Genomic DNA, 23011 nt, shown 5'->3' with positions numbered 1-23011 from the left:
TTATTTGTTCGATTTCCCCAGTGCTTTAGCCACAAGCTGTTCATACAGTTCGGCGTAGGGTTCCACTGCCTGGGACCAGTTGAACGGTTGTGTCATGGCGCGGCTGCGCATCGCATTGAGCAGGCCGGTATTGGCAAATACCCTGAAGGCGCGGCTCAGCGCTTCCTTGTAGCTGTCTACCGTGGACTCATTGAACAGGAACCCGGTGACGCCATTTTCAATGGTGTCGGCCAGGCCGCCGGTATTGCGTGCCACCGGCAGCGAGCCGAAGCGCTGGGCGTACATCTGGCTCAGGCCGCAGGGCTCATAGCGCGATGGCATCAACAGGAAGTCACTGCCGGCGAACATGCGGCGGGCGTCGGTTTCGTTGAAGCCGATGCGCACGCCCACCTGGCCCGGGAAGCGCAGGGCCAGCTCGCGCATGGCGTGCTCTTCTTCAGGTTCACCTCGGCCGATGATGGCAATCTGGCCACCGTTCTCGACGATAAAGCTGCTGACCGCCTCGGTGAGGTCCAGGCCTTTTTGGTAAACCAGGCGCGACACCACCGCAAACAGCGGGCCGGTGGAGTCGTGCAGGCCGAACAACTCGCGCACATGGGCGGCGTTGATGGCTTTGCCTTCCCAGTCACCAATGTTGAAGTTGTGGGTCAGGTGCGTGTCGGTGGAGGTCTCCCAGCTTTCATCGATACCGTTGGGGATACCACTGAGCAGGCCCTGTTGAGTCTTGCTCGCCAGGAAGCCATCAAGGCCGCAACCGAATTCCGGCGTGGTGATTTCCTGGGCGTACGTGGCGCTCACGGTGGTGATATGGCTGGAATACGCCATGCCGGCCTTGAGGAACGACATCTTGCCGTAGAACTCCATGCCTTCCTGTTGCAGGGCATGCGGCGGGATCCCCAGCTCAGGGGTGGAGGCCAGGCTGACCACGCCTTGGTAGGCGAGGTTATGAATGGTGAACAGCGTTGGCGTACGCGAACCACGCCAGTGCATATAAGCCGGAGCCAGGCCAGCGGGCCAGTCATGGGCGTGCACCAGGTCCGGGCACCAGTGGATCTGTGCGAGGTTGGCAGCCATGTCGGCGGCGGCCAGGCCCAGGCGTGCGAAGCGAATGTGGTTGTCCGGCCAGTCACGGCCATTGTTGGCGCCGTACGGCGTGCCTTCGCGCTCATACAGCTCGGGGCAGATCAGCACATAGATGACCAGGCCATCCTTGAGATCCATGCGCCCGATCTTGCACGGCGGCAGCGCTGCGTGGCCACCCAGTTCGCCGATGATATGGATCGGGTTGTCGCTTTCCATCACTTGCGGATAACCCGGAATCAGCACACGCACGTCGTGCAGATGCGCCATGGCGCGGGGCAGGGCGGCGGACACGTCGCCCAGGCCGCCGGTTTTCACCAGGTCGGCGAATTCGGAGGTGACAAACAGGACTTTCTTTCTATTAGGGTTCTGACTCACGATCGGCCGCACAGTGTTGGGCAGGTCGGTCAACGATGTTGGCCCCCCTACCGGCTGACTAAAACGCTCTCCCTGAGTTTCTACTGCAGCACTGATCATAGTTCTCTCCGACATATCTGGTTGGCTAATGGCCCGCTGCCATCGGCTCCGAAGACCGCATCCTGCGGCCAGGCGCACAAGCACTGTACAAACTGGCAAGGCGTATGCCAGTTGCACTCATTGCTAAAAAAGAGTGGATGGACGGGCATTTGGCGTGAACCGCGTGCACTCGCCTCCCTTAAAAACTGGACCTATGGCAGAGTTGGAAAGTTTCGATTTTTTGCGGGGTTTTTGTTTTGGAACGGACCCATCGGTCATGAGTCTAGGCCAGATCCCAGAGCCTGTATGGTTTATGCGGGAATTTTGTAGGACAAAAAACTTTTAACGATATGCAAGGTTGAAAGCTTGCGCTGATCGTCGGGGTTGTCGGGGAATGCGTGGCCTCAAGACGTGCTCGCGTTGAGCCGCACACTGCCCGGGGTTCTGCAGTCAAGCGCAGGGTCGCTTCGCGCGCCCCAGTGGGTGCACGCACCTCGCCAGAGCAGTGCGTACGCCCCTGATTGGTGCGCTACCCGAGCACTCGAATGGGCGTGCCGCCGGCCCAGGCCTGGATATCCTCGATCATCTGCTGGTAGAACTGCCGGTAATTCTGCTCGCTCACGTAACCCACATGCGGCGTGGCCAATACATTGGGCAAGCGCCGGAACGGGTGCTCCGCGGGTAGTGGCTCTTGGCTATACACGTCCAACGCCGCCCCGGCCAGGCGTCCGGTGGACAAGGCCTGCACCAGCGCCTGTTCGTCTACGATCGGCCCGCGTGCCGTATTCACCAGCCGTGCGGTTGGCTTCATCCAGCCCAGCGCCTGGGCATCCACCAGGCCGCGGCTGCGATCACTGAGTACCAGATGCACCGTCAGGATATCGGCCTGTTCAAACAGCTCGCGCTTGCTGACCCAGGTCACTCCCGACTCGGCCGCACGTTCTGGTGTGAGGTTTTCACTCCAGGCGATAACACGCATGCCGAACACCTGGGCAAATTGCGCGACCTTCTGACCAATGCTGCCCAGCCCCAGGATCCCCAGGGTCTTGCCGTACAGATCACCGCCCAGGCCAACCTGCCAGCCGCCGTCGCGCAACGCATTGGCCTCGACCAGCAGGTTGCGGGTCGAGGCCATGATCAGTGCCCAGGTCAATTCCGGCGCCGCCTGCTTATAGCTGTCGGTGCCACACACCTGGATTCCCAAGGCCTTGGCCGCCGCGATGTCGATGGCCGCGTTGCGCATGCCACCGGTCACCAGCAATTTCAACCTGGGCAGGCCCTGCAACAGCGCCTTGTCGAAGGTCGAGCGTTCGCGCATCACGCAAATCACTTCAAACCCCTTCAAGCGCTCAATCATCAACGCGGTGTCCGCCGGGTAGTCGTGCAGGAAATGCACCTGGCCCACCGACTGCAGCACCGACCAATCCACCACGCCACTGGCTACATCCTGCCAATCATCAATGACTGCGATCTGTACCGACATTCACGAGTGCCTCGAAAAAGGTTGGATTAAAGGGCGTTCAACCCCTGCAACAGCGTCTGATTAAACTTCACCGGCTCTTCCATCTGCGGCGCGTGCCCAAGGCCCGGGAATTCCACCAGGGTTGCGCGGGGAATCAACTTGGCCACTTGCTTGCCGAGCACGTCGTAATGACCGAGCCTGGCCTTGATCGCTGGCGGCGCGATATCGCTGCCGATGGCGGTGGTATCGGACGTGCCGATCAGCAGCAGCGTGGGCATCTGCAAATCCTTGAACTCGTAGTACACCGGCTGGGTGAAGATCATGTCGTAAATCAACGCCGAGTTCCATGCCACCTGGGTGTGCCCCGGGCCTTTGTTCAACCCGGCGAGCATGTCGACCCAACGGTCGTACTCAGGCTTCCAGCGCCCGACGTAGTAAGTGTTGAGTTCATACTGGCGAATGCCGTCGGCGCTCAGTTTCAGCTCGCGTGCATACCATTGGTCAACGCTGCGATAGGGCACGCCCAGCGCTTTCCAGTCTTCCAGGCCGATCGGGTTGACCAGCGCCAGCTGCTCGGTTTGCGCCGGGTACAGCAGCGCATAGCGGGTGGCAAGCATGCCGCCGGTGGAATGGCCGACGATGGTGGCCTTTTGAATGCCGAGTTTTTCCAGCAGTTGGTGAGTATTGAGCGCCAGTTGCTGGAAACTGTATTGGTAGTGGTCGGGCTTGCTGGACGTGCAGAAGCCGATCTGGTCGGGCGCGATCACCCGGTAACCGGCGCCGCTCAAGGCTTTAATCGATTCATCCCAGGTGGCGCCGCAAAAGTTCTTGCCATGCATCAGTACCACGCTGCGCCCGTTGGCCTTGCCTTGGGCGGGCACGTCCATATAACCCATCTGCAGGCTTTTGCCTTGCGACTGAAAGTTGAAATGCTCGACGGGATAGGGGTACTTGAAGCCTTGCAACTCGGGGCCATAGGCGGGGCCTTCAGTGGCGGCGAAGGCGGGGACGGCAGTGCTCAGCAACAGGCTGGCAGCGCACAGTGAGCGGATCAACGTCATGGGGCAGGCTCCGAAAACAGTGTCTCGGATGCTGTGGCGACGGGATTAAGCGAGGATTAACGGAGCGCTGCGTGACCAACCAGCGCCCCAGCGGTGATCGCTTCAAGGCGCGCTCAAACCCTGCAGCAGCGCTGCGTTGAACCGTTCAGGGTCTTCCACTTGCGGCGAGTGGCCCAGGCCGTCGAATTCCACCAGCGTGGCACGAGGGATCAACTGGGCGACTTGCTTGCCCAGCACCTTGTAGTTGCCGATTTTCGCCTGCACTTGTGGCGACGCCAGGTCACTGTTGAGGGCCGTGGTGTCCTCGGTGCCAATCAGCAGCAGCGTCGGCACCTGCAGGTTTTTGAACTCGTAGTACACCGGCTGGGTGAAGAGCATGTCGTACAGCGCCGCGGAATTGCGCACGACCTCTGTGTGGCCGGAGCCATTGGTGAGGCCGACCAGCATGTCCACCCAACGGTCGAAGGCCGGTTCCCAGCGCCCCGCGTAGTAATGGCGCTGTTGATAGGCGCGCACGCTTTGGTAGGTCAGCCGGCTCTCCGATTGAGCCCACTGGTCGACGGTACGGTAGGGCACGCCGAGGGCTTTCCAGTCCTCCAGCCCGATGGGGTTGACCATCACCAGTTGCTCGGTTTGCTGTGGGTAGAGCAAGGCGTAGCGGGTGGCGAGCATGCCGCCGGCGGAATGGCCGAGGACCGTGGCTTTTTGAATGCCGAGCTTTTGCAGCAATTGATGGGTGTTGATCGCCAGTTGCTGGAAGCTGTATTGGTAGTGATCAGGCTTGCTGGAGGTACAAAAACCGATCTGGTCCGGCACCACCACTCGGTAACCGGCTTCGCTGAGCGGTTTGATCGAGCCCTCCCAGGTGGCGGCGCAGAAGTTCTTGCCGTGCATCAGCACAATGCTGCGGCCATTGGGCGTGCCTTTGGGGGCGACGTCCATGTAGCCCATTTGCACGGTTTGGCCTTGGGACACGAATTTGAACCGTGCCACCGGGTAGGGGTATTTGAACCCCTGCAGTTCGGGACCGTAGGTGTCGTGTTTGCCGGTGGCGCAGCCAGTCAGGGTTGCGGTGAGTAACAGGCCGGTGAGATAGAACATACGCTTGGCGTGCATGGTGGGCTCCGCAGTGAAAATCGGATGCTGTCGGCAAGCGATTAATCGAGGATTAACCCCTTGGACCGGCCGATGGGCACAGCTCAACGGCGCGGATAAACAGAAGATTCTTACGGGGAATGTCCGCATAACCGTGCGTATACGTAGGAAATTAAGGGCCGACCGGGCTCGCGTCTAGCTGTCAGATTTGACAGTGTCGACCAATGGTCCCGCGTTACCGGTGCGTGAGCTGGCTCAGCGTCACGAGCGCCAGCACCGCGTATCGCGCGCCCTTGGCCACGCTGACCAGCAGCAGAAAGCGCCAGAACGGTTCACGCATGACGCCAGCCACCAGGGTCAGCGGGTCGCCGATAATCGGCACCCAACTGAGCAACAACGACCAATGCCCCCAGCGTTGGTAGTGTGCGCGCGCCTTTTCCAGGTGCCGCGGGCTGACCGGAAACCAGCGCCGCGCCCTGAAACGCTCGACCGAGCGCCCCAGCCACCAATTCACCACCGAGCCCAGTACGTTGCCAACGGTGGCGAGCGCGAGCAGCCACCACAGGCTGTAATGGCCGCTGATCAACAGGCCCACCAGCACCGCCTCCGATTGCATCGGCAACAGCGTGGCGGCACCGAAGGCGGCGAAGAAGAGGCCCAGGTAACCGGTGAGCATGACTCAATGGGCCGGGTAGTCGGCCACCACCACGTCTTTGCCTTCGCGGGTCAGGCCGATGACCTGATAGGCGTCGCGTTTGCCGTCCATCTCCATCCCCGGTGACCCCATGGGCATGCCCGGCGCCGCGATGCCGAGCAAGTCGTCGCGTTTGCGCAAGGCCAGCACTTGTTCGGCGGGCACATGGCCTTCGACGAACTTGCCTTCGATCACGGCGGTGTGGCACGACCCCAGGCGCGGTGCCACGCCCAGGCGCTGCTTGACGGCACTCATGTCGGCTTCGACATGGTCGTTGACCTTGAACCCGTTGCTTTGCAGGTGACTGATCCACTTTTTGCAGCAACCGCAGTTGGCGTCGCGGTGCACGTCGATAGGGATCAGCTCGGCAGCCTGGGCCAGGCTGGAGGTGAGCAGGGCTGAAAGCAGGGCCAGTCGCAATGGGTTTTTCATGCGGGTCTCGTGAGCAAGAGGACGTCGTCGGGAATGGGGGCGATCATGACGACGTCATCGCAGGCAAGCCAGCGTCTACAGGTCGGAGGAGGTGCCAGTAATGTTTCCAAATTATACGAAGGGCGCGTTTTCCAGCCGATGCTTGAGCTGGTCCAGGGCAACGTCGGACAGCTCGACCATGCGCTCATGCAAGGTGGCCAGTTGCAGCTCGGTTTCGTAGGTCAATACGCGCTTGAACAGCGTGCCACCGTGATGGGGCTGCAAGAAATAGTGAATGGCGCCGTCCACGGCCAGGGAAGTGAACACGGTCTTGAACTCAGTCGGATGGCGGGCGATTTGCACGCGATAGCTCATGGGCACACGCACACCCAGCAGGTCGATGACTTCGGTAAAGCGGGTGCCGGCCGGGAGTGAGCCGGTGGTGCCGGTGTCGGCACTGAGGGAAGTGGGGTGCCACTCGTGCCAGCGGTCAGGCTGGGTCACGTAGTCGTAAACGACGTCAATGGGGGCTTGGATAAACCGTTCCTGAATGATCCGCTCCAAGCGGCTCGAATGCTCGACAGCGTGCATGACACACCTCCTGTGTGGCGAGACTTTGCACTAGGAGCTGTCAGGATAGTCCCACTCCCGTGTTTTGCACGGGAGTGTTTCATGCATTTATCAGCGCACCTTGAAGCGACTCATCAACGCAATCACTCGGCCATTGGCATCCAGCAGGCTCTGCGTATTGGTTTCAGTGGCGTGGCCACTTTCCACCAGTTCTTCGACCATATGTCGGATCTGCACCATGCTGCGGTTGATCTCCTCGGTCACCGCGCTTTGCTGCTCGGCGGCGGTGGCGATCTGAGTGCTGAGGTTGTTGATATGGCTGACCGAGCCAGCCATCTCGTCCAGGCCCGTGTTGACCCGCGCGGTAGCATCCGCGGCCGACTGACAACTGGCCTGGGTGTTTTCCATGGCGGTCACCGACGAACTGACCCCGGTGGTCAGGCGTGCGAGCATTTCGTTGATCTGCGAGGTGCTGGCCTGGGTGCGTGCCGCCAGCGCCCGAACTTCGTCGGCCACCACCGCAAAACCACGGCCTTGCTCACCGGCCCGCGCCGCTTCAATCGCGGCGTTCAACGCCAGAAGGTTGGTCTGGCCGGCAATTGCGCCGATCACACCGAGGGTTTCGGTGATGCGAGCAGCGTCCTGGCGCATGTTTTCCACGGTGTGGGTGGCGCTTGCCACTTCGCCGATCAACGCGCTGACGCTGGTGGAGGCTTCTCCGACCACCACCCGTGAGCGGTCCGCGTGTTCGTTGGCGCGCTGGGTGAAGGAGGCGGTTTCAGCGGCGTTCTGCGCCACGGTGTCGGCGGTGGAGCTCATTTCGGTGATGGCCGTGACCGTTTGATCGGTCTCCGACGCATGCCGCACCAGAATCCGGTTGGTGTGCGCCGAGGTCTGCTGCAATTGCTCAAGCCCCGTCGACATCGCGCCCGTGGCCTGGGTCACTTCGCCGATCATGTTTTGCAGGTAGATGATGAAGTGGTTCACCGAGTGGCCGATGGCGCCCATTTCATCTTCGGCACGGATGGTGATGCGGCGCGTCAGGTCGGCATCGCCGGCAGACAGCGCGTCGATATTGATGCTCAGCGACTTCATGCGCTGCACCAGTTGGCGGATGGCATAGAACGCCAGCAGCACCAGCAGCAACACCATGGGAATTTGCAACAGGGCCAGGCTGCCGAGCACATCATCACGCTGTGCGGTGATCAGCGAAGTCGGCAGGGCGGTGGCGAGGAACCAGGGCGTGCCCTCGATTGGGCGCATGTAGAAGGTGCTGGCCACGCCCTGGTTGTCGAATTCGGCGCGCTGGGCCTGGTCGCGGTGGGCGAGGGCCTTGCTGACCTGAGCGGCAAACGCCGAGGTGCCAGCCAATTCGCTGATGTTTTTCAACACCACCGGGCCGCTGAGGCGCGTGCTGTTGCTGATGATCTTGCCGTCGCCTTCGACGATCAGCATCTGCCCGCCGATGTCTTTCTCTTTGCTGGCGACCAGGTCATTGAAGAAACCCAGGGTTACGTCAATGGTGGCAACACCGTAGGCAGCACCGTCGCGCTGGATGGCCATGGCGCAGTTGGTGCGTGGCTCCTGGCTGGCGTCGTCTTTGTAAGCCGCCGCCCAGGCGCACTGGCCACGCGGTGAGGCGAGACCGCCTTTGTACCAGCTCTGATCGTAGTAATTGGGCGCCGCGTCGCTGTTCCAGAAGGTATTGACCGCCAGCTTGCCCGACGCATCGCGGTGCCAGAACGTGCTGTGCTTGTTGCGCCCCGGCGTGCGCTGATTCGGCAGTGGCCAGATGCCACCGCCGAAGACTTTCAGCTCGCCGTACTGGTCCACCAGGCCGGGCAGGACTTTGTCGATGGCATCGCTGTCGAGCAGGGGAATGGTCTGGGTGATGCTGCGTTGCTGGGCCTGAACCTTGTTCAGTTCGCCCTGAATCTGTTCGGCTACTTCCGCGATGCGGTTGAGCACCACCTGTTCTTCAGTGTGCCGCAGCTGGGGCGCGACCAACTGGCCGATCCCCACAACCGTCAACACAGATAACACCAGGACGAACAGCACCAGAAACAGGGTATAGCGGGTTTGGATGGAGCGCAGTGGGGGCATGAGGTCGTCCTTACGAAGCGTTTATTATTGACGCGGCTGTGTTAGAGCTTCATCGGGCTATCGGCTTGGCAAGGAGGAGCTTGAGGTACCATCGTGCAAGAAAAGTCAGGGCGCACCGTAAGCCGGTGCACCCACCACATGGGCTATTTATTCACCAGGCCCATTGATGCCTCGGTGTAGCGCAAACCCGCAGTAGCGCCCGACGGGAAGATCGACGTCAGCGCCGCCAATTCGGCAGGGCTCAAGCTGATATCCAGGGCCGCCACGTTTTCTTCCAGGTATTTGCGCTGCTTGGTGCCTGGAATCGGGATCAGGTAATCACCCTGCGCCAGCACCCAGGCCAGCGCCAGTTGCCCGGCTGTCACGCCTTTTTGCGCAGCCAGCGCTTTCACTTGCTCCACCAGCAGCAGGTTTTTGGCAAAGTTCTCACCTTGAAAGCGCGGGCTGGAGCGGCGGTAGTCGTCGGCGGCGAAGTCCTCCGGACTGTTCAGCGCGCCGGTGAGAAACCCGCGCCCCAGCGGGCTGTAAGGCACAAAGGCGATGCCCAGGCGCTGGCAGGCCGCCAGGCACCCATTGTCTTCCTGGTCGCGGCTCCACAGTGAATATTCACTTTGCAGGGCGCTGATCGGGTGCACCTTGTGCGCGCGCTCCAGGCTGGCCGCGGAGGCTTCACTCAGGCCCAGGTAACGCACCTTGCCTTGCTTGACCAGCTCGGCCATCGCGCCGACGCTTTCTTCGATTGCCACGTCGGGGTCAACGCGGTGCTGGTAGTAGAGGTCCAGCGTTTCGATGCCCAGACGTTTCAAGGTGCCGTCAATGGCCTCGCGAATGTACTCGGGGCGGCCATTCACACCGCGCGCCGACGGGTTGGCCGGGTCACGCACAAAGCCAAATTTGCTCGCCAGAAACACCTGGTCGCGTTTGCCGGCGATGGCGTTGCCGATCAGCGCCTCATTGGTGTGAGGGCCATACATGTCGGCGGTGTCGAGCAAGGTGACGCCCAACTCCAGGGCGCGGTGCAAGGTTGCAATCGCTTCCTGGGTATCGGTGCCGGTGGTGTAGAAATCAGTCATGCCCATGCAGCCCAGGCCGATGGCGCTGACGTGAGGGCCGTTTTTGCCGAGTTGACGAGTATGCATCGGGGCAGCTCCTTGGAGGGGAAAGGCCCCCATTGTTCTCCTCGACAACTGAGGGATAAAGCGGCTAAAACCGCTATCACTATTAGGATTTTCTAAACAATGCCCCGGGAGAACCTGGCTTTGGACCGATTTAACGCCATGCGCGTGTACCCGGATCGTCGAACTGGGTGGCTTTGCCAAGGCCGCCGACAGCCTGCAACTGCCACGCGCCTCGGTGACTATCCTGATCAAGCAACTGGAAGCGCACCTGGGCGTGCAGTTGTTGCAGCGCACCACCCGGCAAGTCAGCCCGACGCTGGATGGCGCCGCGTACTACCAGCGCTGCGTCAGCTTGCTGGCAGACCTTGAAGAGACCGAAGCGGTGTTCGCTACCCGAAGCAGCCCGCGTGGCACATTACGCATCGATATGCCCTCGGGCATCGGCCGATTTTTGGTCATACCCGCACTGCCGGAATTTTCCGCTTGCTACCCGAACATCGACCTGGAAATCGGCCTCAACGACCGCCCGGTCGACCTGATTCGCGAAGGTGTGGACTGCGTGCTGCGCGGTGGCCTGGCGCTGGACGACTCGCTGGTGGCGCGTCCGCTGGCAATGATGGATCAGGTGACCTGTGCCAGCCCCGCGTACCTGCAGCGTTTCGGCGTGCCCGCCAACCTTGAAGAGCTGGCCGGCCACCAGGTGGTGAAATACTTCTCCAGCAGCAGTGGCAAGCGCTATGGCCTGGAGTTTCAAGTAGGGCAGGCGCTGCGCCTGGTGGACCTGCCCAAGCAGGTTGCCGTCAACAGTGCCGATGGTTACCTCGCTGCCTGCGAAGCGGGCTATGGCCTGGTGCAGACGCCTTATTACCACGTCATGCAGCAACTGCGGGCGGGCAGCCTGGTGGAGGTATTGGCCGCGATCAAGCCGCCGCAACTACCGCTGACGGCGCTGTACCCGCCGCATCGCCAGCTGTCACCCCGGGTGCGGGTATTGGTCGATTGGCTGGTGGAGCTGTGCGCGCGGCCGGGCAACGGGTTGCAACGTCAGACTTGAGCCTTGCGGTAGGCGCCGGGTTGCTGCCCGGTGACTTTGTAAAACGCTCGGGTAAACGCCGCCACCGATTGATAACCCACGGCCAGTGCCACATCCGCCACGGTCTGGTCTTCCTTGAACAGCTGGCAGGCGTGGCGCATGCGCATCATCAACAGCACCTGCCCCGGCGACTGCCCGCACAACTCGTTAAACCGCTTGAAAAACGCCGAACGCGACAGCCCGGTGCAGGCGGCCATGCTTTCCAGCGTCCAGGCATCGGCGGGGTGTGCGATCAATTGTTCCAGCAGGTTGGCGAACGCCGGTTGCCGGCCCAGTGCGGCGAGGCCGCCCAATTCGGTGTTGTCGATGACCTGTTGACGCAGCACATACAGAAACAGCAGGTGGCAAAGACGTTCAAGCAAGGCCGAAGAGGGCGCCGGCGTACGCTCGCACTCTTGCAGGATCAGTTCGAACAGGTTGCGTGCGGCGATCAGGGACGGGTCGCCGGCACGCAGGATGATCCAGGCGGGCAGGGTGTCGACGATCATCGCCGACAAGCCCGAATGAAAATGAAAGAACCCGCAGACCAGGCCCACGCCATCGCTGGCCAGGCTGTCCAGTGGCAGCATCGGCCGGCGCGGGCACTCGCGCGCGCCGGCGGCCGTGGCCTCGCCCGACAGGCGATAGGCCAAATCGCGCAACAGAAACACCGCGTCGCCATTGTTCAGCAGCAGGGGGGTGGATTCGTCATCGATATGCAGCCAGCATTGGCCCTGAACGATCAGGTGAAAGCTCGCCCTCGCCAGCCCATGCGTGCTCGCATGCCAGTCACCGCAATAGCGGCCGACATGGAACAAACTGGTGTTGAGTTCGAGGCTGTCTAATAACCAATCGACAAGTGCACTGGACGAATTCATCTAACGGAAAGACTCAAGAGCAAGTAATCGCTACTTTAGCCTATTGAGGCGATTTTTTATAACCAACAGACTGGATACACGAATCCATCAGGAGACCACTCCATGTCCCGTGTACCGTTGCTCACCCCCGAAACCGCGCCGCAAGCCGCCAAACCTTTTCTCGAAAATGCCCTGAAGGCCTCGGGTTTCATCCCTAATCTGCTCGCCGTATTGGCCAACGCACCGGCTGCGCTGGAAACCTACATCACGGTTTCGGGCCTCAACGCCAAGGCAGAATTGAGCCTGGCCGACCGCGAAGTGGTGCAACTGATTGCCGCCACCACCCACGGGTGTGATTTTTGCGTTGCCGGCCACACTGCCGTGGCGCGCAACAAGGCCAAGCTGCCTGAAGACGTGATTGATGCCCTGCGCCAGCGCGGCGAACTGCCCAATGCCCGCTATGAGACACTCGCCGCCTTCACGCGCGAAGTGATCGCCACGCGCGGTGACGTCAGCGATGCAGGCTTCGAGGCGTTCCGTGCTGCCGGTTATTCCGAAGGCCAGGCCCTGGAAGTTATTTTGGGCGTGAGCCTGGCAACCCTGTGCAACTTCGCTAACGTGTTTGCCCGCACGCCGCTGAACCCGGAGCTGGCGCAATACCGTTGGGAAAAACCGGCAAGCTGAAGCGCGCATGCATCGGCGATGGTCCACCTGCTGTAACAAGGAGAAACATGAATGCTTGACCCAATCTTGAGCCGTTGGCTCGATGTTCAAGCGCAGGCCCTGGATGTGGGCAGTTGCGATCCACAGGAAGTGCTGCCAAGGCTGGCAGAGTCCAATGTCTTGCGTATCGGCGTGCCCAAAGCGCTGGGTGGCCTGGGCGGCGATGTCACCGGCGCGGTTGACGCCATCGCCAATGTCGCCAGCCATTCCCTGGCGGCGGCATTTGTCTGCTGGGGCCAGCGTTCCTTTATCGAATATTTGCTGCAAAGCCCCAACGAGCGGCTGCGCGAGCACCTGTTGCCGGACTTGCTCAGCGGCAAGCTGGCCGGGGCTACCGGCCTGTCGAATGCGATGAAGTTTTTGTCGGGCATCGAGACCCTGCAAATCAGCGCCGAGCCGACCGAAGACGGCTGGACCCTCAACGGCCGCCTGCATTGGGTGACCAATTTACGCAAGAACGGCTTTGTCGCGGCCGCCGCCATCGAGCATGCCGCCGGCGGTGCGCCGTTTATCCTGGCGATTCCCGATTCGGTTGCCGGCTTGCAACGCTCGCGCGACCTGGAACTGATGGGGTTGCAGTCGAGCAATACCGCAGCACTGGGGCTCGAAGGCGTCGAGCTGAGCCGTGAGTGGTTGTTGCATGAAGATGCGCGCAAGTTCCTGCCGGCCGTGCGCCCGGCGTTTCTGGGCTTGCAATGCGGCATGTCCATTGGCCTGGCCCGTCGTTCGCTGGCGGAGGTGGCCAACCACCTGGGGTCGAGTCGCACGGTGTTGCGCGATGAGTTGGAAGCGTTGCGGGTAACCCTGGATCACTTGGTCAACGACCTGAAAAAGGGCCTGCTCGCCGGGCGCTTTGCGGCCGAGCCCGTGCCGCTGTTCAAGCTGCGGATTGCCCTCGCAGAAACCGCCGCCAGTGCCGTGCAGCTTGAACTGCAAGCCAGCGGCGGCAAGGCCTACCTCACCGCCCACGGCAGCGGTTTTGCACGGCGTTGGCGTGAATCGGCCTTTGTGCCGATCGTGACGCCAAGCCTGGTGCAGTTGCGCACCGAGTTGCATCGCCAGGCCACTCTATGAACCAGGCGGTATTGACGGCCGAGGGCATTTGCCTTGGGTATGCCAGCGGCCCGGTGTTGCAAGGGTTTGATTTGCAGCTGCAACCAGGCGAGGTGGTATCGATCCTGGGCCCCAGCGGCGTCGGCAAATCCAGCCTGTTGCGTGTGCTTGCCGGTTTGCAGGCGCCCCAGGGCGGTAGCGTGCGCGTGCTGAGCGAGCCCTTGAATGGCCCGCATCCACGCGTTGCAGTGGCGTTTCAAGACCCCAGCCTGTTGCCCTGGCTGAGCCTGGAAAAGAACGTCGCATTTGGCCTGGATTTCGCCCGCCAGCCGCACTTGAGCACCGAGGAGCGGCGCCGTCGCGTTGACCACGCCATTGCTGCGGTGGGGCTGGAACACGCCCGCCAACAGTTTCCGGCGCAATTGTCCGGCGGCATGGCCCAGCGCACCGCGTTGGCCCGCTGCCTGGCACGCCAGCCACAGGTGCTGTTGCTGGATGAGCCGTTCGGCGCGTTGGATGAAGTCACCCGCGCCGATATGCAACACCTGCTGCTCAAGGTCAACCGCGAGCAAGGTTCGGCGGCGGTGCTGATCACCCACGACATCGATGAGGCGCTGCTGCTGTCCGACCGTATCCTGCTTCTGGGCAACCGCCCGGCGCGCACTTTGGGCGAGTGGCAGATTGACCTGCCACAGCCGCGTGAAGAACAGGTCGAGGCCATCGGCACGCTGCGTATCGACATTCTGAAAACCTTACGGCAGGCGAGCCGCCCTCAACCCAACCCTCTTGAACTGCTGGAGCCCAACCATGTGTCTGGATGACCTCACTCACTCGCGCCGTGACTTTCTCAAACTCTCGGCGGTGCTCAGTGCCGCCGGTGCCATGCCGTTGCTGAGCAGTTTGCAGGCGCGCGCCGCCAGCGAGCCGGACGCGCCGGTACGCATCGGTTACTTGCCGATCACCGACGCCACGCCGCTGTTGGTCGCACACAACAACGGCCTGTTCGAAGCCGAAGGCATCAAGGCCGAGCGCCCGGTGCTGCTGCGCAGTTGGGCCCAGGTGATCGAGGCGTTCATTTCGGGACAGGTCAACGTGATTCACCTGTTGTCGCCGATGACGGTGTGGGCGCGCTATGGCAGCAAGGTGCCTGCCAAGGTTGTGGCCTGGAACCACGTCGGCGGTTCCGGTCTGACCGTGTCGCCGGGCATTACCGACGTCAAGCAACTGGGCGGCAAGTCGGTGGCGATTCCATTCTGGTACTCGATCCACAACGTAGTCGTGCAGCAGTTGTTTCGTGATAACGGCTTGACGCCCGTGGCGCGCGCTGCCGGCAGCGCGATTGCCGCCAACGAGGTCAACCTCATCGTGTTGCCGCCTTCCGACATGCCGCCGGCCCTGGCCAGCAAACGCATCGACGGCTATATCGTCGCCGAGCCGTTCAACGCCCTGGCAGAAAACCTCAAGGTCGGCCGGGTGCAGCGCTTTACCGGCGACGTGTGGCGCAACCATGCGTGTTGCGTGGTGTTCATGCATGAACATGACCTGACCAACCGCCCCGAATGGTCGCAAAAGGTCGTGAATGCGATCGTCAAGGCCCAGGTCTGGACGCGCGACAACCGTGAAGAGGCGGTGAAGCTGCTGTCCAAAGACGGCCCGAATCGCTACACGCCACACGCTGAGCCGGTCTTGAGCAAAGTCCTCGCGCCGGCTGCCGCCGACCGTGCTGCCTATTTGGCCGACGGTGCGATCCAGCATGCCAATTGGGACGAACACCGCATCGACTTTCAGCCCTACCCATTCCCCAGCTACACCGAGGAACTGGTGCGGCGCTTGAAGGGCACGCTGATTGAAGGCGACAAAAAATTCCTCGCCGACCTCGATCCGGCGTTCGTTGCCAAAGACTTGGTCGACGACCGTTTTGTGCGTAACGCCATCGAATCGGTGGGCGGCATGAAGACCTTCGGTTTGCCGGATGGCTACGAACGGCACGAGGAGATTGGCGCTTGAGTAAAGGCAGAATCCCGGGCTGGTTGCTGGGGCTGAGTGGCTTGGCAGGCTTGCTGTTTTTGTGGTGGCTGGGCTTCAAGGTATTGGGCGACGCCGACGGGTTGTCGACGCGCTTTTCAGTGGCGGCGACCTTCAGCAGCTTGTGGGAACTGCTCGGGCGCAGCGAGCTTTACCTGCACATCGCGGTCAGCCTGAAGCGTATTTTCGTCGGCCTGTTTCTCGCGTTGTGGGTAGGCGTGCCACTGGGCCTGCTGGTGGGCAGCTCGCGCAATCTGGAGGCGGCTACCACGCCGGCCTTCCAGTTTCTGCGGATGATTTCACCGCTGTCGTGGATGCCTATCGTGGTGATGTTGATGGGCGTGGGCGACCAGCCGATCTATTTTCTGCTGGCCTTCGCGGCTGTGTGGCCGATCATGCTCAACACCGCTGCCGGCGTGCGTCAGCTGGACCCGCGTTGGCTGCAGTTGAGTAAGAGTTTGAGCGCTACGCGCTGGGAAACCTTGCGGCGGGTGATCATCCCCGGCGTGGTGGGGCATGTGCTGACCGGCGTGCGCCTGGCCATCGGTATCTTGTGGATCGTGCTGGTGCCGTGCGAAATGCTTGGGGTCAGTGCGGGGCTGGGGTACTACATCCTCGACACTCGGGACCGTCTGGCCTATTCGGAACTGATGGCCATGGTGCTGCTGATCGGGCTACTGGGGTTTGCCCTGGATGCGTTCGCGCGTTGGTTGCATCAGCGCTGGGTGCACGCTGGCTGAGCGCCCCGTTTTCCGGGCTGGAAAACGGGGCGCAGGCGCGATCAGCGGTGCTCGTAGCCTGGGCCGCCGTCGTAGCGATGATCGTGCCAGCCGCCACCGCCGCCGTGTGGGAAAAAGAAGCAGCCGCTCATGCTCAGCATGATCAGCAATGGAATCAGCAGTGTGATTCGACGTAACATTTGAAAATCCTCTAGGGTGCTCACAAGGTCAATCAGGCGTGGGACAAGCCAAACTTTTTCATCGCCTGTAACATACGACCCTGCCGACCCTCATCCATCCCCGTCACTGGGTATGTGCTTGGCATGTTAGGCGATACAAAGTGGATACATTTATCAGGTTCAGGAACCCCGTCATGACCCAAAAGCAACGTTTGAAATATTCGATTCTGATTTCCCTTGTGGTGCTGGGGACGATGTTCGGCCTGTCCTACCTGCAGAACACTGGGGTCATCAGCGAGAAAACGTTCCAGTACATCGCCATTGCCGTGGCGGTGACCGTGGTAGTGATCAACGGCATCATGCGCCGCAAGGTCAAGCCCAACTTCTGATCGCGCCAGTCAGGCGCGACCATCGAGCACTTTGGCAGCCTCTTCGTGGAGGCTGTAGCTTTTATCGGCATTGAGGGTGATCACGCCCTCGCTGCACAGGCGCTTGAGCACCTCACGCACGCTGAGAAACGACAACGGAATGCCCAGCTCCAGCAAATGGCTGTGCACGCCGCGCACCCCGAGGGTGCGCTGGTTGTCGGCAGCGGTGAGGAGGGCGTCGATGACTTTCAGCCGAATCAGGCTGGTGCGCAAACCGAAGCACTTGAGCAAATGGCGAATACGCTGGTTGCCTTGCTGTTCGGGCGCTTTGCCGAACGCGTGTGCGCCGCCGCTGCCGTAATTGGCGTCGGCGGCCGGTGAATGTCCGTCCGTGGGCAGTTGCGAGTTGTACATGCAGAAAACTCCTTATCAGAGCCTGATCAGGAAAATGATGGCGCTCTTACCTAATAAGACGAACGAGCGACAGAAATCATGAAGTGCTGGATGTAGAAATTTTGTCGGTATCGACTTTGTCACAGCGCGCACGCCTTAAATAAACGCGTCCGGCGGCTAAATTATTCCCGGTTCATTGCGTCCTTACGGTGGGGTAGCTGCCCCTTGTGAGGGTGTTCAATTTGACTGTGGAGCTTGCGTGATTATTTCCAACCGGTTATCCAGGGTGTGCGTGGCAGGGCTGTTGCTGGGGGCCAGTGTTGCCGCGTCGGCGCGCGAGCAAGTGACGCAGGCGTCGGCGGACATTCGCCGCACCACGTTTGGTGTGCCGCACATTCGCGCCAACGACGAACGCGGCCTGGGCTACGGCATCGGCTACGCGTATGCCCAGGACAACCTGTGCTTGCTGGCCAACGAAGTGGTCACGGTGAGCGGCGAGCGCGCCAAGTATTTCGGGCCCGAACAGGCGACCCTGGAAGAGCGCAACAACCTTGCCAGCGATGTGTTTTTCACCTGGCTGAATACACCCCAAGCGGTGAGCGCCTTCTGGAACGCCCAGACGCCACAGATACAGCAGCGGATTGAAGGCTACGTCGCGGGCTACAACCGCTACCTGAAAGAGCAGGGCGCGCCGGCACAATGCCAGGCGGCGTGGGTTCGACCGATGGTGGCGCAAGACGTGGTCAAGCTGACGCGCAGGCTGCTGGTGGAAGGCGGTGTCGGTCAATTCGCCGAAGCCCTGGTTGGCGCTACACCGCCTCAAGTCACTGCCAGTGTGAAGCCCGGTTTGAAAGCCTTTGAACAGGCGTCTGCCAACCAGCAACGTTTCAGCCTCGACCGCGGCAGTAACGCCGTCGCCGTAGGCCGTGATCGTTCGTTCAATGGCCGTGGCATGCTGTTGGCCAACCCGCATTTTCCGTGGGTGGGCGGCATGCGCTTTTATGAGATGCACCTGACTATCCCCGGCCAACTGGACGTGATGGGCGCCGCGCTGCCAGGCTTGCCGCTGATCAATATCGGCTTCAACCAGCATGTGGCCTGGACCCACACGGTCGACACGTCCAAGCATTTCACCCTCTACCGCCTGACGCTTGATCCCAAGGATTCGACGCGCTACCTGCTCGACGGTCAATCCATTCCCCTGGAGAAAACCTCCGTCACCGTGCAGGTCAAGCAGGCCGATGGCAGCCTGAGGCCGCAGGCGCATACCTTGTACAGCTCGCAATTCGGCCCGGTGGTGCAATGGCCCGGCAAGCTGGATTGGGACAGCCACTACGCCTTCAGCCTGCGCGACGCCAACCTGGGCAACGACCGCGTCCTGCAGCAGTGGGACGCCATGAACCGCGCTACCAGCCTCAAGGCGCTGCAAACCTCGGTGCACACCCTGCAAGGCATCCCGTGGGTCAACACCCTGGCCGCCGATGACCAGGGCCAGAGCCTGTACATGAACCTGTCAGTGGTGCCCAACGTCAGCGTGGCCAAACTTGCGCAATGCAGCGACCCGCGCGCCGGCCTGCAACTGATCGTGCTCGACGGATCCCGCAGCGCCTGCGCCTGGGACATCAACCCGCGTGCCGCCCAACCCGGCATCTTCGCCGCCGCCGACCTGCCGCAGCTGGAACGTACCGACTACGTGCAACACGCCAATGATTCGGCGTGGATGGCCAACCCCAAGGCGCCATTGACCGGGTTTTCGCCGGTGATCAGCCAGGATCACATCGGCCTTGGCCCACGCGCCCGATTCGCCCTGCAGCGCCTGCAATCGCTGGCCAAACAACCGATCAAGGTGACCGACCTGCAAAACATGGTCATGGACAACGAGGTCTACCTCGCCAGCCAAGTCATGCCCGACCTGCTCGCGTTCTGCGCCAACCACCTCGGCGCGGATGCGGCGACATTGCAGCCACTTTGCACCAGCCTTAAAAACTGGGACCAACACGCCAACCTCGACAGCGGCGTCGGCCTGGTGCACTTCATCAATCTGTTCGAACACCTGCAGGCACTCCCCGACGCCTGGCGCGTCGCCTTCGACCCGGCGCACCCCCTGACCACTCCGCGTGGGCTGGCCACCGAGCGCGAACCCGTGGCCAACGCCCTGCGCGAAGCCATGCTGGCCTCGACGGCAGCGGTGAGCCAGCTTGGGTCGACCCGCTGGGGCGACATCCAGGTCTCCGGCCAAACCCCGATGCACGGCGGCCCGCAGCAGTTGGGCATCTACAACGCCATGCAAACCGTGCCGCGCGCCGATGGCAAACGCGAAGTCGTCAGCGGCACCAGCTATTTGCAAATCGTCACCTTCGACGACCAAGGCCCGCAGGCCCTGGGCGTATTGGCATTCTCCGAATCCAGCAACCCCGCCTCCCAGTATTCGAAGGACCAGACCCGCGCCTTCTCCGAGAAAAAACTGCGCTCGCTGCCCTTCACCGACGCCCAGATCCAGGCTGACCCGCAGTATCAGCAACAGCTCATCAAGGAGTAGGGCAGGTGCGCAACCCCTTGATGCCAATACGAAATATTTTTGAAATCAAGGGGTTGCAGGTAAAAGCAAATGAGTACATAATGGCGCCCATCGAACGCAACGAAGCATTAAAAACTTCAATGTATTCAATAAGTTAGAGTAGAGGCAGGGTTCTATAGCCCACTCAAGTTTTTATGCGGTAAATGTCAGCGGTCAGGGCATTTGTCGTTTGAGGCCGAGTAGCAAAATGGTTATGCAGCGGATTGCAAATCCGCCTACGCCGGTTCGATTCCGACCTCGGCCTCCACTCTTAGAAGCCCCGTAGATTAACGTCTACGGGGTTTTTTATTTGCTGCGATATGCCTACCACTTCCGCATCTTTTCGAATCACTTCCGCAACAACCTGCACGGCATTGATGAATTTGGGCGTTTAGGGTACGGCTCAAGCGTTCAATTATTCTGCGGCTAGGCTTTCATAAATGGCTCAAAATTGAAGGAAATGAGCTTTTTCGCAAAAGAATGGATGACTTACTAGACGGTAATGAGTTGTCCTTTTAAGGCGCAACTGCTCAACTGTCAGCCGCATTTAATACTCAATCAGCCTGACTACTCTTGACACGGAAACATGCGTGCTACCTAGCTAGCCGGCATTAGAATGGAATTTTGGCCACGACAGGATTGCATTGGTCAGTGATGAGGGGGTTGCCCTCTATTTTCACTCGCAGTAGTGTGAACCTTCTGCGGTAAGACAAATCTCAATGACGGCTTAATCTCTCCACCTGCAGGGCGACGCAGTGAACTCTAATGACTAGTGAGTTTAGTGAAACCGATTATCTGAGATCTGAGAACGAGGCGCTTCGCTCGAGATTAGCTGCGGCCGATGCACAAATGGAACGTGACGCGCGCGCTCGTCAGGACTTAGAGCATCTGAGTGTCGCCTTAACGGCTGGTGGAGTTATTGGGACCTGGAATTGGATCCCAAAGCGAGACTGTTTCACCGGAGACGCAGGATTCGCCAAAGCGTTTGGACTTGATCTAGCCCTGGTCAACGTTGAAATCCCCCTCGGAAGAGTTCTTGAACACGTTCATCCTGAAGATAGGCCGAGCTTGGACGCTGCAATTGAAAGGGCCATCGTCCTAGGTGGTGCTTATTCTCATCAATATCGAGTGATGCGCTCAGACGGCAAATATTATTGGCTGCTCGCGAGCGGACGAGTTGATTACGATGAGCAAGGAGAACCCATAAGTTTCCCAGGATTTGTAATCGATGTAACAGAGCGACGGACAGCAGAGGAGCGTCTTCGCATTAGCGAAGCCCTTGCGCAAGAGAACGTGCAGAGGGTGCAGCTTGCATTAGATGCAGGTGCAATAATAGGAACGTGGAGCTGGGACCTGCAAACGGACCTTTTCAATGTTGACCAAGCGTTCGCTAGCGCATTTGGGCTTGACCCAGCACTTGGACGAGTGGGCATCCCTTTCGCTCAAATTGTGGCCACTGTTCATCCGGATGATCAGCAAGGTTTGGCATCTGCCATTCACGACGCCAGAACGCGTGGAGGCGCGTACGCACATCAGTATCGCGTGAAGCGTGATGACGGACGTTATTACTGGCTAGAGGCCAATGGTTTCGTGGAGCACTCGCCTGATGGTATACCTCTTCGTTTCCCAGGAGTTCTCATAGACGTTGAGAGTAGGCGGGCCATCGAAGCGGAACGTGATCGTGCAATAACGGAGCTGCGGGCTTTGAATGATACTCTCGAGCAGCGCGTCGCGGAGCGCACTGCTGAATTGATCAAGGCACAAGAGAGATTGCGCCAATCTCAAAAAATGGAGGCCGTTGGACAGCTGACTGGTGGCTTAGCACACGACTTTAATAACCTGCTAGCTGGCATTTCGGGCGCGTTGGAAATCATGCTGATACGACTACGCCAGGAGCGCTTTAACGATATAGGGCGTTATATAGCAATAGCTCAGGATGCATCAAAGCGTGCCGCCGCTTTAACCCATCGGCTACTTGCCTTTTCCCGTCGCCAGACACTCGACCCTAGACCAACAAATATCGGCCGGCTCGTTGATGGAATGCAGGACCTGATCCAGCGAACAGTTGGCCCTAGTATCACAGTGGAAGTCATCAGTGCGCCGGGGCTTTGGGTTACCTTGGTGGATCCCTCACAGTTAGAAAATGCACTTTTAAATCTTTGTATTAATGCACGTGATGCGATGCCTAGTGGTGGTCGAATAACCATTGAAACGGCTAATCAGTTCATTGAAGGGCAAGATTCACATCTACACCAGGTCTCGACTGGAGACTACCTTTCACTCCGTGTTATTGACACGGGTGTAGGCATGTCGCCTGAAGTAATATCCCGGGCCTTTGAGCCTTTCTTCACCACCAAGCCTCTCGGCGAAGGTACTGGTCTTGGGCTGTCCATGATTTATGGATTTGCTCAGCAATCAGGAGGGCAGGTTCGTATCAGTTCAGAGGAAGGGCATGGCACAGCGGTGGATATTTACCTTCCCCGTTATGATGACGAAACAGTAGTTGAAGCGCATACACCCGAGTCTCCCGGATTGCATCTCCAGGAGCTGATAAAGGGAGGGACGGTATTAGTTGTTGACGACGAGCCCTCTGTTCGTATGCTGGTTTCAGATATTCTGGACGATCTTGGCTACGTCTCGATCGAGGCAGTAGACAGCGTTGCTGGCCTTAAACTGCTGCAGTCTAACTTACGAATCGATCTGCTTATCACAGATGTTGGCTTGCCTGGCGGGCTAAATGGACGTCAGATGGCCGACGCTGCTCGCGTGTTTCGTTCGGATCTCAAGGTTTTGTTTATCACGGGCTATGCTGAGAGCTCGATAATAGGGAGCGAACAACTGCCTCTAGGGATGTCTGTGCTCACCAAGCCTTTTCAAGTCGATAACATGGTTTCGCATATCCTTTCACTTGTCGAAGGTCGCCCCGTTGAGTGAGTTAATGTTATTGGGCATCTTTAACAAGCGGTTACTTTAGCCAGATCAAAATGGATCGTGCGCGTTCATAGGTTTATTGTG

20 protein-coding genes, 1 tRNA gene and 1 pseudogene are annotated in these 23011 nt (G+C 60.1%); 10 read left to right on the top strand and 12 right to left on the bottom strand.

Annotated elements, in window-relative coordinates; translation table 11 throughout:
• The 9 genes from glgA to ACP7B3_RS02985 all read right to left on the bottom strand — a co-directional run bounded on the left by glgA (position 1) and on the right by ACP7B3_RS02985 (position 10071).
• On the bottom strand, positions 1-1557 hold the full coding sequence (gene glgA, locus ACP7B3_RS03025) for a glycogen synthase GlgA (protein WP_145161041.1): 1557 nt from the start codon (positions 1555-1557) through the stop codon (positions 1-3).
• 508 nt (positions 1558-2065) lie between these two features.
• Positions 2066-3019, bottom strand: coding sequence for a D-2-hydroxyacid dehydrogenase family protein (locus ACP7B3_RS03020; protein ID WP_369303074.1), 954 nt, complete (start codon positions 3017-3019; stop codon positions 2066-2068).
• Between the two features lie 26 nt (positions 3020-3045).
• Positions 3046-4059, bottom strand: a complete 1014-nt coding sequence (locus ACP7B3_RS03015) for an alpha/beta fold hydrolase (protein WP_426177764.1) — start codon at positions 4057-4059, stop codon at positions 3046-3048.
• Positions 4060-4161: 102 nt separating this feature from the next.
• Positions 4162-5175, bottom strand: coding sequence for an alpha/beta fold hydrolase (locus ACP7B3_RS03010; RefSeq protein ID WP_426177762.1), 1014 nt, complete (start codon positions 5173-5175; stop codon positions 4162-4164).
• A 214-nt stretch (positions 5176-5389) separates the two neighbouring features.
• Positions 5390-5830 carry a YqaA family protein gene (locus tag ACP7B3_RS03005; protein WP_404483016.1) on the bottom strand — a complete coding sequence of 147 codons (441 nt, stop codon included), beginning with the start codon at positions 5828-5830 and terminating at the stop codon, positions 5390-5392.
• Between the two features lie 3 nt (positions 5831-5833).
• Positions 5834-6280 (bottom strand): DUF411 domain-containing protein, encoded by a 447-nt coding sequence (locus tag ACP7B3_RS03000; RefSeq protein WP_426177760.1) that lies wholly within the window; start codon positions 6278-6280, stop codon positions 5834-5836.
• Between the two features lie 111 nt (positions 6281-6391).
• Positions 6392-6850, bottom strand: a complete 459-nt coding sequence (locus ACP7B3_RS02995; protein ID WP_426177758.1) for an SRPBCC family protein — start codon at positions 6848-6850, stop codon at positions 6392-6394.
• A 90-nt stretch (positions 6851-6940) separates the two neighbouring features.
• Positions 6941-8932 carry a methyl-accepting chemotaxis protein gene (locus tag ACP7B3_RS02990; RefSeq protein WP_242198102.1) on the bottom strand — a complete coding sequence of 664 codons (1992 nt, stop codon included), beginning with the start codon at positions 8930-8932 and terminating at the stop codon, positions 6941-6943.
• A 143-nt stretch (positions 8933-9075) separates the two neighbouring features.
• Positions 9076-10071, bottom strand: a complete 996-nt coding sequence (locus ACP7B3_RS02985; protein WP_426177756.1) for an aldo/keto reductase — start codon at positions 10069-10071, stop codon at positions 9076-9078.
• A 120-nt stretch (positions 10072-10191) separates the two neighbouring features.
• Between ACP7B3_RS02985 and ACP7B3_RS02980 the strand changes: the two are divergent.
• Positions 10192-11104: pseudogene (locus ACP7B3_RS02980) on the top strand (LysR family transcriptional regulator).
• Here the strand turns inward: ACP7B3_RS02980 and ACP7B3_RS02975 are convergent.
• Complete coding sequence (locus tag ACP7B3_RS02975; RefSeq protein ID WP_426177754.1) at positions 11095-12000, bottom strand: AraC family transcriptional regulator; 906 nt, start codon at positions 11998-12000, stop codon at positions 11095-11097. The pseudogene ACP7B3_RS02980 and the gene ACP7B3_RS02975 overlap by 10 nt on opposite strands.
• Before the next feature lie 102 nt (positions 12001-12102).
• Between ACP7B3_RS02975 and ACP7B3_RS02970 the strand changes: the two genes are divergently transcribed.
• Genes ACP7B3_RS02970 through ACP7B3_RS02950 form a run of 5 tightly spaced genes read left to right on the top strand, consistent with a single transcriptional unit; the run spans position 12103 to position 16520 of the window.
• Positions 12103-12663 carry a carboxymuconolactone decarboxylase family protein gene (locus tag ACP7B3_RS02970; protein ID WP_242198095.1) on the top strand — a complete coding sequence of 187 codons (561 nt, stop codon included), beginning with the start codon at positions 12103-12105 and terminating at the stop codon, positions 12661-12663.
• A 51-nt stretch (positions 12664-12714) separates the two neighbouring features.
• A complete protein-coding gene (locus tag ACP7B3_RS02965) occupies positions 12715-13776 on the top strand; it encodes an acyl-CoA dehydrogenase family protein (protein ID WP_369303067.1) in 1062 nt (353 codons plus the stop codon).
• Positions 13773-14576, top strand: a complete 804-nt coding sequence (locus ACP7B3_RS02960; protein WP_426177751.1) for an ABC transporter ATP-binding protein — start codon at positions 13773-13775, stop codon at positions 14574-14576. Before ACP7B3_RS02965 ends, ACP7B3_RS02960 begins: the two co-directional genes overlap by 4 nt.
• The gene (locus ACP7B3_RS02955) at positions 14563-15762 is read left to right on the top strand and encodes an ABC transporter substrate-binding protein (protein WP_426177749.1); all 1200 of its coding nucleotides are present in this window, start codon (positions 14563-14565) and stop codon (positions 15760-15762) included. The genes ACP7B3_RS02960 and ACP7B3_RS02955 overlap by 14 nt, the downstream gene beginning before the upstream one ends.
• 11 nt (positions 15763-15773) lie before the next feature.
• On the top strand, positions 15774-16520 hold the full coding sequence (locus ACP7B3_RS02950) for an ABC transporter permease (protein ID WP_426178098.1): 747 nt from the start codon (positions 15774-15776) through the stop codon (positions 16518-16520).
• A gap of 41 nt (positions 16521-16561) precedes the next feature.
• Here ACP7B3_RS02950 and ACP7B3_RS02945 read toward each other — a convergent pair whose 3' ends face one another.
• Complete coding sequence (locus ACP7B3_RS02945) at positions 16562-16699, bottom strand: hypothetical protein (protein ID WP_164487942.1); 138 nt, start codon at positions 16697-16699, stop codon at positions 16562-16564.
• A gap of 173 nt (positions 16700-16872) precedes the next feature.
• Between ACP7B3_RS02945 and ACP7B3_RS02940 the strand changes: the two genes are divergently transcribed.
• Entirely contained in the window at positions 16873-17067 is a 195-nt protein-coding gene (locus ACP7B3_RS02940; RefSeq protein WP_053255884.1) for a hypothetical protein, read from the top strand.
• Between the two features lie 9 nt (positions 17068-17076).
• Here ACP7B3_RS02940 and ACP7B3_RS02935 read toward each other — a convergent pair whose 3' ends face one another.
• Positions 17077-17460 carry a fe2+ zn2+ uptake regulation protein gene (locus tag ACP7B3_RS02935; RefSeq protein ID WP_119740169.1) on the bottom strand — a complete coding sequence of 128 codons (384 nt, stop codon included), beginning with the start codon at positions 17458-17460 and terminating at the stop codon, positions 17077-17079.
• Positions 17461-17698: 238 nt separating this feature from the next.
• On the opposite strand from ACP7B3_RS02935, the gene ACP7B3_RS02930 reads away from it, so the two are divergent.
• From ACP7B3_RS02930 to ACP7B3_RS02920, 3 genes are all read left to right on the top strand, one after another.
• On the top strand, positions 17699-19978 hold the full coding sequence (locus ACP7B3_RS02930; RefSeq protein ID WP_426177746.1) for an acylase: 2280 nt from the start codon (positions 17699-17701) through the stop codon (positions 19976-19978).
• Between the two features lie 212 nt (positions 19979-20190).
• Positions 20191-20264, top strand: a tRNA-Cys gene (locus ACP7B3_RS02925).
• A gap of 497 nt (positions 20265-20761) precedes the next feature.
• On the top strand, positions 20762-22930 hold the full coding sequence (locus tag ACP7B3_RS02920; RefSeq protein ID WP_426177744.1) for a PAS domain-containing protein: 2169 nt from the start codon (positions 20762-20764) through the stop codon (positions 22928-22930).
• Positions 22931-23011: the final 81 nt, after the last annotated feature.

Source organism: Pseudomonas sp. TWRC1-2, assembly GCF_049896685.1.
Lineage (GTDB): Bacteria > Pseudomonadota > Gammaproteobacteria > Pseudomonadales > Pseudomonadaceae > Aquipseudomonas.
The sequence above is the reverse complement of the archived record's forward strand: the minus strand, read 5'-3'. Positions and strand labels throughout refer to the sequence as shown.